At 36.5% G+C, this 8,883-nt stretch carries 8 protein-coding genes; all 8 read left to right on the top strand.

What is annotated here, in order from left to right; all coding sequences use genetic code 11:
* Window positions 1-185 precede the first annotated feature (185 nt).
* Complete coding sequence (cmk, locus tag EKG35_RS09470; RefSeq protein WP_126294200.1) at window positions 186-860, top strand: (d)CMP kinase; 675 nt, start codon at window positions 186-188, stop codon at window positions 858-860.
* Window positions 861-983: 123 nt separating this feature from the next.
* The gene (gene rpsA / locus EKG35_RS09465) at window positions 984-2,129 is read left to right on the top strand and encodes a 30S ribosomal protein S1 (RefSeq protein WP_126294199.1); all 1,146 of its coding nucleotides are present in this window, start codon (window positions 984-986) and stop codon (window positions 2,127-2,129) included.
* 495 nt (window positions 2,130-2,624) lie between these two features.
* The gene (gene der / locus EKG35_RS09460) at window positions 2,625-3,935 is read left to right on the top strand and encodes a ribosome biogenesis GTPase Der (protein ID WP_126294198.1); all 1,311 of its coding nucleotides are present in this window, start codon (window positions 2,625-2,627) and stop codon (window positions 3,933-3,935) included.
* A 22-nt stretch (window positions 3,936-3,957) separates the two neighbouring features.
* A complete protein-coding gene (locus EKG35_RS09455) occupies window positions 3,958-4,971 on the top strand; it encodes an NAD(P)H-dependent glycerol-3-phosphate dehydrogenase (protein ID WP_126294197.1) in 1,014 nt (337 codons plus the stop codon).
* A gap of 180 nt (window positions 4,972-5,151) precedes the next feature.
* Window positions 5,152-5,412, top strand: a complete 261-nt coding sequence (locus tag EKG35_RS09450) for a DUF2768 domain-containing protein (protein WP_246020280.1) — start codon at window positions 5,152-5,154, stop codon at window positions 5,410-5,412.
* A gap of 65 nt (window positions 5,413-5,477) precedes the next feature.
* Complete coding sequence (locus tag EKG35_RS09445; protein WP_126294196.1) at window positions 5,478-6,203, top strand: hypothetical protein; 726 nt, start codon at window positions 5,478-5,480, stop codon at window positions 6,201-6,203.
* A 399-nt stretch (window positions 6,204-6,602) separates the two neighbouring features.
* Window positions 6,603-8,081: a stage IV sporulation protein A gene (gene spoIVA / locus EKG35_RS09440; protein WP_126294195.1), complete on the top strand. Its 1,479-nt coding sequence runs from the start codon at window positions 6,603-6,605 to the stop codon at window positions 8,079-8,081.
* 205 nt (window positions 8,082-8,286) lie between these two features.
* Window positions 8,287-8,559 (top strand): HU family DNA-binding protein, encoded by a 273-nt coding sequence (locus tag EKG35_RS09435; protein WP_004232618.1) that lies wholly within the window; start codon window positions 8,287-8,289, stop codon window positions 8,557-8,559.
* Window positions 8,560-8,883: the final 324 nt, after the last annotated feature.

The following is an 8,883-nucleotide window of genomic DNA, read 5'->3' as shown; positions in this document are numbered from 1 at the left end:
GCGGCAAAGTGAGGAAGCGAAGTGCGGTTGGCGGACCTTTCAGAATGTCTTTAGACAGGAGCCAGTAACCCAGCGTTTCACGCGAAGAGCAAACCACCAGTTATACTGGTGGTTTTGACTTATCGTTCATAACAGCAATTAGCGGTCAAGTATGGTACAATGTGCAAGGAAAGTAGGGATTTTTCATGGTTAAAAAAATTCAAATCGCAATCGATGGCCCAGCAGGTGCAGGGAAAAGTACGATTGCTAAAATTGTAGCAGAAAATTTAGGCTTCACATATATCGATACTGGAGCAATGTATCGAGCTGTTACGTATAAAGCGCTGAAACAGGACATAGAATTAAGTGATGCAGAATCTTTAGAAAAAATGGTATTGAATACTTCAATTATTTTAAAACCTTCTCAAAATGGACAACTTGTATTTATAGACGGAGAAGAAGTTACGCAAGCGATCCGTTCTAATGAAGTAACAGCAAATGTAAGTCAGGTTGCTGCTCATGCTAATATTCGTGAAATTCTAGTTGCAAAACAGCAAGAGCTTGCTGCAAACGGCGGAATTGTGATGGATGGACGAGATATTGCAACACATGTATTAAAAGATGCAGAGCTTAAAATATTTATGTCAGCTTCTGTAGAAGAAAGAGCAAGAAGAAGGTTTATCGATAATGAAAAACGAGGGATTCCTTCAACGATTGAAAAGCTGCAGGAAGAAATTGCACTCCGTGATAAATTAGATAGCGAGAGAGAAGCATCTCCGCTAATCCAGGCGGAAGATGCAATTTACCTTGATACAACAAACTTATCAATTGAAGAAGCTGCAAATGAAATTTTGCAATTAGCTAATCAAAAGATGATATAAGCTGTTCTTTTTTAGCGTTTTCATCAAAATAATATGAAATTTTTGATATTAAAGGAAAATTTTTTGTTTTTGTGAACAATTTCGAATAAAATAGAAATTGGAAGATGCGAAGGAGGGTTACATATGTCTGAAGAAATGAACTTAGGATCAAACCAAGAATTTCGTGAAGGAGATATTGTGAAGGGTGTTGCTGCACAAGTTGATGACAAAGCAGTAACAGTTACTATAGAAGGTGCACCTTTCGATGGTATTGTCCCAATCAGTGAACTTTCTAGCTTGCATATTGAAAAAGCGTCTGACGTTGTTTCAGTTGGTGATGAGCTAGAACTGATGATCACGAAAGTGGAGGAGGAAAACTTTGTTTTATCAAAACGCAAAGTTGACGCGCTTAGAGCATGGGATAAGCTCGAAGCACAATTTGCCTCAGGTGAAATTTTTGAAGCAGAAGTAAAGGATGTTGTGAAAGGTGGCCTAGTTGTTGATTTAGGCGTACGTGGCTTCGTTCCTGCATCATTAGTGGAAGATTATTTTGTTGAAGATTTTGAAGATTATAAAGGAAAAACATTGTCATTTAAAATTACAGAATTGGATAAAGAGAAAGGCCGCTTAATTTTATCTCACCGTGCTGTAATTGAAGAACAAAAAACAAATAATAAGAAAAAAATCTTTGAAGAAATCCACGCCGGAGATGTACTAGATGGTACTGTTCAGCGACTTGCACCGTTTGGGGCATTTGTAGATATCGGTGGAGTTGATGGACTAGTTCATATTTCGCAAGTATCACATGAGCATGTGGAAGATGTTAGTACAGTTCTTTCTGAAGGGCAGTCTGTAAAAGTGAAAGTATTATCAGTTGACCCTGAAAATGAACGAATTTCTTTATCAATAAAAGACACATTACCAGGTCCTTGGTCAAACATTGAAGATCGTGTTTCAAAAGGATCGGTGCTAACAGGAACTGTAAAACGCTTAGTTTCTTTCGGTGCCTTCGTTGAAGTATTCCCTAACATTGAAGGTTTAGTGCATATTTCACAAATTTCGCACAAGCATATTAATACGCCTCATGAAGTATTAAAAGAAGGACAGCAAGTTGAAGTAAAGGTTTTAGATGTCAATGCAGAAGACAAACGTCTTTCACTTAGTATAAAAGAACTTCAAAACAATCCTGAGAAGGAAGAAGAGTTCGATTATGAATTGCCAGAAGAAAACACGGGATTTTCATTCAGTGATGTTATTGGAGATAAACTAAAAGGTTTTACGAATAACTAATATAAATACTTGCATAAATACAAGCTTATGAAGACAAACTCAAGTTTAGATTGAGTTTGTCTTTGTTTTTTTCATAAATTTTTTATAGTCTTACAGCAGTAAACAAGCAACGCTCTATCATGAGCGGGCCTTACACAATGATGGTGACAAAAACATTGCATCGTGTGGATTGTCACCAAGACCAACGTCGTGTTGGTCCCAAAGACAAATCATAGAGACACAATGTAGCTCTGCGGCTTGTGTGTGGAGCGAGAACGTCACGTCCATGCGACATCACTCCCAAGACCAATATTATGTTATCCCCTAGCTATACAATTTTAGGCCTTATACGAGTTTTGAGTCATTTATGCTTATAAAAAGCATGGGTTTTTTATTTGTTCATCAATATTGTGAACACTAAAACGCATGAAATACCGAATCTGAAGTGAAAATATGATATAAATTGCAATTTCGTGTATAATACAAAAGATAAGAATTTGGAAGGATGAAGTACAGATGACAAAACCAGTAATCGCCATCGTAGGTCGTCCGAACGTTGGAAAATCAACAATATTTAATCGTATTGTTGGAGAACGCGTATCAATCGTGGAAGATATTCCAGGTGTAACACGTGACCGCATCTATAGTTCGGCAGATTGGTTAACACATGAATTTAACATTATTGATACAGGTGGAATCGAAATAGGAGATGAACCATTTTTAGAGCAAATTCGTGCGCAAGCAGAGATTGCTATTGAAGAAGCTGATGTCATTATCTTTATGACAAATGGACGGGAAGGTGTAACATTAGCGGATGAACAAGTAGCAAAAATCTTATATAAAACAAAGAAACCTGTTGTGCTTGCTGTAAATAAAATTGATAATCCGGATATGCGCGAAATGATGTATGATTTCTATTCATTAGGATTTGGAGATCCATTCCCTATATCAGGTTCTCATGGTTTAGGGCTGGGGGATTTGCTGGATGAATGTGCAAAGCATTTTCCAAAAGAAGGCGAGCCTCAATATTCTGATGATACGATAAAGTTCTGTTTAATTGGTCGTCCGAATGTTGGGAAATCTTCGTTAGTAAATGCGTTTCTAGGACAAGAACGTGTAATTGTAAGTGATGTTGCGGGTACAACTCGCGACGCAATCGATACTCCATATTCCTATGATGGACAAGAATATGTCATCATTGATACAGCCGGAATGCGGAAAAAAGGGAAAGTTTATGAATCCACTGAAAAGTATTCTGTATTAAGAGCATTGAGAGCGATTGAACGTTCCGATGTTGTCTTAGTTGTATTAAATGGAGAAGAAGGTATTCAAGAGCAAGATAAAAAAATAGCTGGGTATGCTCATGAAGCTGGAAAAGCCGTTATTATCGTTGTGAATAAATGGGATGCAGTTGAAAAAGATGAAAAGACAATGAACCATTATACACAACAAATAAGAGAGCATTTTTTATTTTTAGATTATGCCCCGATTATTTTTGTTTCAGCTAAAACAAAACAACGGGTACATCAGATTTTATCAATTGTACAGCGTGTAAGTGAAAACCATGCAATGCGTATTCAATCATCAATTTTAAATGAGGTCATTGAAGATGCCATCGCCCGAAACCCTGCTCCGACAGACAAAGGTCGACGTTTGCGTATTTACTACACAACACAAGTTGCAGTTAAACCACCTACTTTCGTTACATTTGTAAACGATCCTGAACTAATGCATTTCTCTTATGAACGTTTCCTCGAGAATCGTATTCGTGAAACGTTTGATTTTGAAGGTACGCCAATTCGTTTAATTGCGCGAGCTCGTGAATAATCGAATTAAGGGGGAAATTTAAGTGGAAAATGTAACGGTATTAGGTGCAGGGTCCTGGGGAACAGCTTTAGCAATTGTTTTAGCTGAGAACGGACATAATACTTTAGTTTGGACACATCGTGAAGACCAGGCAGAAGAAATTAATGAACAACGAACAAATAATAGGTATTTGCCAGACATAAAATTGCCTAATCTACTTGTAGCTACAAGCAACTTAGAAGAGGCAGTCCATCATTCAAAGACCATTGTTGTGGCAGTACCTACAAAGGCTATTCGAGAAGTATGTGAAAAAATGATGAGCTTTCTAGATAAGAAAATCTTATTTGTTCATGTATCAAAAGGAATAGAACCTGATTCTTTATTACGTATTTCAGAAATATTGGAACAAAGTCTTTCACCTGATGTCATTGAGGATATCGTTGTTTTATCAGGTCCTAGCCATGCAGAAGAGGTTGTACAGGGCCACCCAACTACAATTACTGCGGCTTGTGAAAATTTAAAGGCTGCGGAAAAAGTACAAGATTTATTTATGAATGGTTATTTCCGTGTTTATACAAATAATGATGTTGTTGGAGTTGAGCTTGGCGGAGCATTAAAAAATGTCATTGCATTAGCTGCAGGAATTTCAGATGGTTTAAATTATGGAGATAATGCTAAAGCAGCTCTAATTACAAGAGGTTTAGCGGAGATTTCGCGTTTAGGTGTAAAAATGGGTGGAAACCCATTTACTTTCTCAGGTTTAACAGGAATGGGTGATTTAATCGTTACGTGTACAAGTGTCCATTCTCGCAACTGGAGAGCAGGCAATATGCTTGGCAAAGGGTTGAAATTAGACGAGGTTCTTGAGCAAATGGGAATGGTTGTAGAGGGAGTAAGAACAACAAAGGCGGCATATCAATTATCAGAAAAATATGATGTCCCTATGCCGATAACAACAGAACTTTACAATGTTCTATTTAATCATAAAGAACCAAAAGTCGCAGTAGATGAATTAATGATTCGAATGAAAAAGCGAGAAATTGATAATTTACTTTAAAGTAGAAACATTTTTAGCTTGCAAGAAAAAAGAGGAGGTATGAACTTGTACCTCCTATTGTTACTGAATGGAAAAGTATTAAATTTTGACCAGCGCCCAGCCCCTCGAATCACATCAATACTTTAAATTGGGTTCTTGCGCTTTCTTATACATAACGGAGTTTGAAAGGTGGTTTTTGATTTGCAAAATCCATTATTTTCAATGGAACAATTAGTACTCGCATCAGCAAGAGGACCACTTGCTAGTATGCATGCTTTAGATGTTATGTGGGTTTCTTTTTATTCAATAGGAGCAATGTTAATATCAGTTCTAATCGTTTCAGCAGTACGCAAATGGGTAAAAAACGGATTTTTATCGTTCATTATACGACTAATTGCCTTCGCCTTATTTACAATTGGTTCAATACTAATGGTTCTTGTTGTCTTTACATGGCCAAATTAACTTTCTTGCAATAAATATAAAGTAGATAAATATAAACGTGGGCATTTAATGAGGTGAAAAAATAAATGAAAAGAAAATGGGGCTTGATTTTCATATTCGCTTTAACAACAGTCCTATTATCTGGATGTCTATTTCCTGAGGAAGAGATGGCAGGTAACGAAATTCCAGATGATGTTCAATTAGCCGCAGTTCAAAAAGCAGTTGAAGAATTTCAAGCTGAAACAGGTGTACTACCAATCAAAACTCGAGATATGGAAACAGATATTTTTATAAAGTACCCGATTGACTTTGAAAAACTAGTACCAAAATATATGGCCAACCCACCTGCCAACTCTTTTGAAAAGGGTGGTATATTCCAATATATTATTTGGGATGCTGAGGAAAACCCGACAGTAAAGCTAGTAGATTTACGCTCAGCAGAGAAAATTCGAGAATTAAATATTCGGTTTATCGGAACACAATATCCTACATTTAAAGAACAAATTGCGGATTATGTCTACTCAATTGATTTCGAGAAAATCGGATATAAAAATGACTTAACTGTACCGAGTCCATATACAAATAATGAACTTCCATTAGTTGTTTCGACAGAAGGAGACATTTATGTCGATTACTCGATCGATTTAAATATTTTTTTAAAGGAAAATAATTTGACACCTACTCCTGGCGAGGATATTCGAAACTATTTAATCGAAGCATATCCTGTTGTCCCTGCTTACTCATTGCCATATACAGTGGATGATAATAATGATCCTATTTTTATGTATGAACCATCTAAAGAAGAAAAATAAAATTAAAATATTTTGCCCTAGTGAGTTTAAATACTTACTAGGGTTTTTTAGTTTTGTAAATCATAATTTAAACAGAAGTATTTTACTTTTAGATTAATCCTGATATTCGAGTAGGACATGTACAACATGGCTTTCGCGGCTTGTGAGGGGAGGGAAGACGTCGCATCCATGAGACATCACTCCCATGACCAACATCGTGTTGGCCCTTAGCCCGCTCAAATACATCTACTATATATAAAACACTAATTAAAGTACTGTCCTTGTGTGGACATCTTTGTCGAAAGTGACAGGATAATACTTATCTGATTATGTGCATATATTTTTATAAATTTTCGTACAAGGTATTTCATATTTGGTGAATATCGCACATAGACTGAATTACGTAAAGGAGGAGCTACAATAGGCGAAGAAATCTTTCATCAAATAGCAGAAAGAACGAATGGTGACGTATATATTGGTGTCGTAGGGCCTGTTAGGGTTGGTAAGTCTACTCTTGTGAAAAAAATGATGGAGTCAATTGTGCTCCCAAATATCGTAGATGAAGAAGACCGTAAAAGAGCACTGGACGAGCTGCCACAGAGCTCACCAGGCCCAGTTATTATGACAGCTGAACCAAAATTTGTTCCTGCTCAAGGGACTGAGATTACGATTGGGGAAAGCGAGATACCATTCCGCATTCGTTTTGCAGATTGTGTCGGTTATATTATTGATGGGGTAAAAGGGTATGAAGATGAAAATGGACCACGCTATGTAAATTCACCGTGGAGTACAGATGCTATTCCATTCCAAGAAGCAGCAAAAATCGGAACTGATAAAGTTATTCGCGACCATGCAAATATTGGGATAGTTGTTACAACGGATGGTTCAGTAAATGGCATTAACCGAGTTGCTGCAGAAGTAGCTGAAGAACAAATTGTTAACGAGTTAAAACAAATTGGCAAGCCTTTTGTTATCGTATTAAATTGCCAAATGCCAAGTCATAGTAATACACAAACATTACGTAATGAATTGCTTGAAAAATACAGTGTTCCAGTTATTCCTGTTGCGATCGATCAAATGTCTCGAAATGATATGGAGTACATTTTACAAGAAGCACTTTATGAGTTTCCAATTGAGGATATTGAAGTAGAAAAACCAGATTGGCTTGATGTATTAGATCACATGCATCCATTAAATTTAACTCTTTCAGATGCTGTAGGGAATGTGCTGAATTCTGTAACAAAAATTCGTGATGTTTCCCAAGCAGCCGCACAATTACGTGAAATTGATTTTGTAAAAGATAGTGAAATTGAAAGAGTCGATGCTGGTTTAGGAATTGCAACAGTCCGTATTACGCTAAAACCGGAAATTTATAAAGCTGTTTGCAATGAATGGTTGGATTCCCCAATTGATACGAAAAAAGATTGGTTGCTGTTCATTAAAGAAGCAGCTGAGGCAAAGCAAGCACATAGACGCTTCCGAGAAGCAATTGAAGAGGCAAGGGAACATGGCTATGGTGTTACTCTACCTACAATGGAAGAGTTTGAGCCAAGTGAACCAGAAATTATTAAACAAAATAATTTCTACGGAGTTCGTATGAAAGCTTCAGCGCCATCGTATCACATTATTCGCGTAGATATGGAAACTGAGTTTGCACCATTAATCGGTACTGAATTTTATAGCCAACAACTTTTAAAAGATTTACAGTATGCCTATAATCATGATCGGGAGCAATTATGGGAAACACAACTATTTGGTACAACGTTACACGAAGTGTTAAAAGAAGGCATTCGCTATAAAATGAATGCAGTACCATTAAATGCTAAAAAAAGAATGCGCCAAACTATCGAAAGAATGGTTAATGAAGGTGAACGTGGTTTGGTTACGTTCATTATCTAGTATTGTATAATTTCGTAAAATATGGCACAAAATAATAACAGGGCTTTTCATTTTCCAGGTGAAAAGTCCTGTTATTTATGTTTTTTTATAAAAAATAGTATTATATATCGAAAAACATGGATAAATACAGTTGCACCAAGGTTTTCTATATGTTACTCTTTTTACATGATTTAGGTTCATGACCCTTTGAGAGGAGGTGAATGGTGTGAATAAAACAGAATTAGTAAACTCTGTTGCTGAAGCTGCAGGTCTTTCTAAGAAAGATGCTTCTAAAGCAGTTGAAGCTGTATTTGATACAATTCAAGATGCTCTTGCAAAGGGTGACAAAGTACAATTAATTGGTTTTGGTAACTTTGAAGTACGTGAGCGCGCTGCTCGTAAAGGCCGCAACCCACAAACTGGTAAAGAAATCGAAATCGCTGCAAGCAAAGTACCTGCTTTTAAACCAGGTAAAGCTCTTAAAGATGCTGTGAAATAAAAGCATCTAGCAGTTACATAGAGCAGTCGTCATGGACAAGCATGATGACTGCTCTTTTTTACATACTTATAAACCCAAATTACATAGAAGATAAGCCTAATCTAATTTATAACAAAACAACTTCAAAGATTAACTGACAAGTAAGGAAGCAAGTACTTTTTTGATTAGATTGCAGATAGGTGATTTAATTTTGTTAATGGAATCTTTCATGCAAATTCGCAAATTGAAGAAGCAAGAGATGGTCACCGAGCATTAGCTTTTACAACGATGTTCACGAGCAAATGCTTTTTCAAAAAAAATTATTCTAGAAGAGATATTAATTTA

The organism is Lysinibacillus telephonicus (assembly GCF_003966145.1).
Taxonomy (GTDB): Bacteria; Bacillota; Bacilli; order Bacillales_A; family Planococcaceae; genus Ureibacillus; species Ureibacillus telephonicus.
This window is presented reverse-complemented; position numbering and strand designations above follow the sequence as displayed.

Coding starts and splice junctions, on each gene's coding strand:
- cmk (WP_126294200.1), top strand. CDS start 186: ATGGTTAAAAAAATTCAAATCGCAATCGATGGCCCAGCAGGTGCAGGG.
- rpsA (WP_126294199.1), top strand. CDS start 984: ATGTCTGAAGAAATGAACTTAGGATCAAACCAAGAATTTCGTGAAGGA.
- der (WP_126294198.1), top strand. CDS start 2,625: ATGACAAAACCAGTAATCGCCATCGTAGGTCGTCCGAACGTTGGAAAA.
- EKG35_RS09445 (WP_126294196.1), top strand. CDS start 5,478: ATGAAAAGAAAATGGGGCTTGATTTTCATATTCGCTTTAACAACAGTC.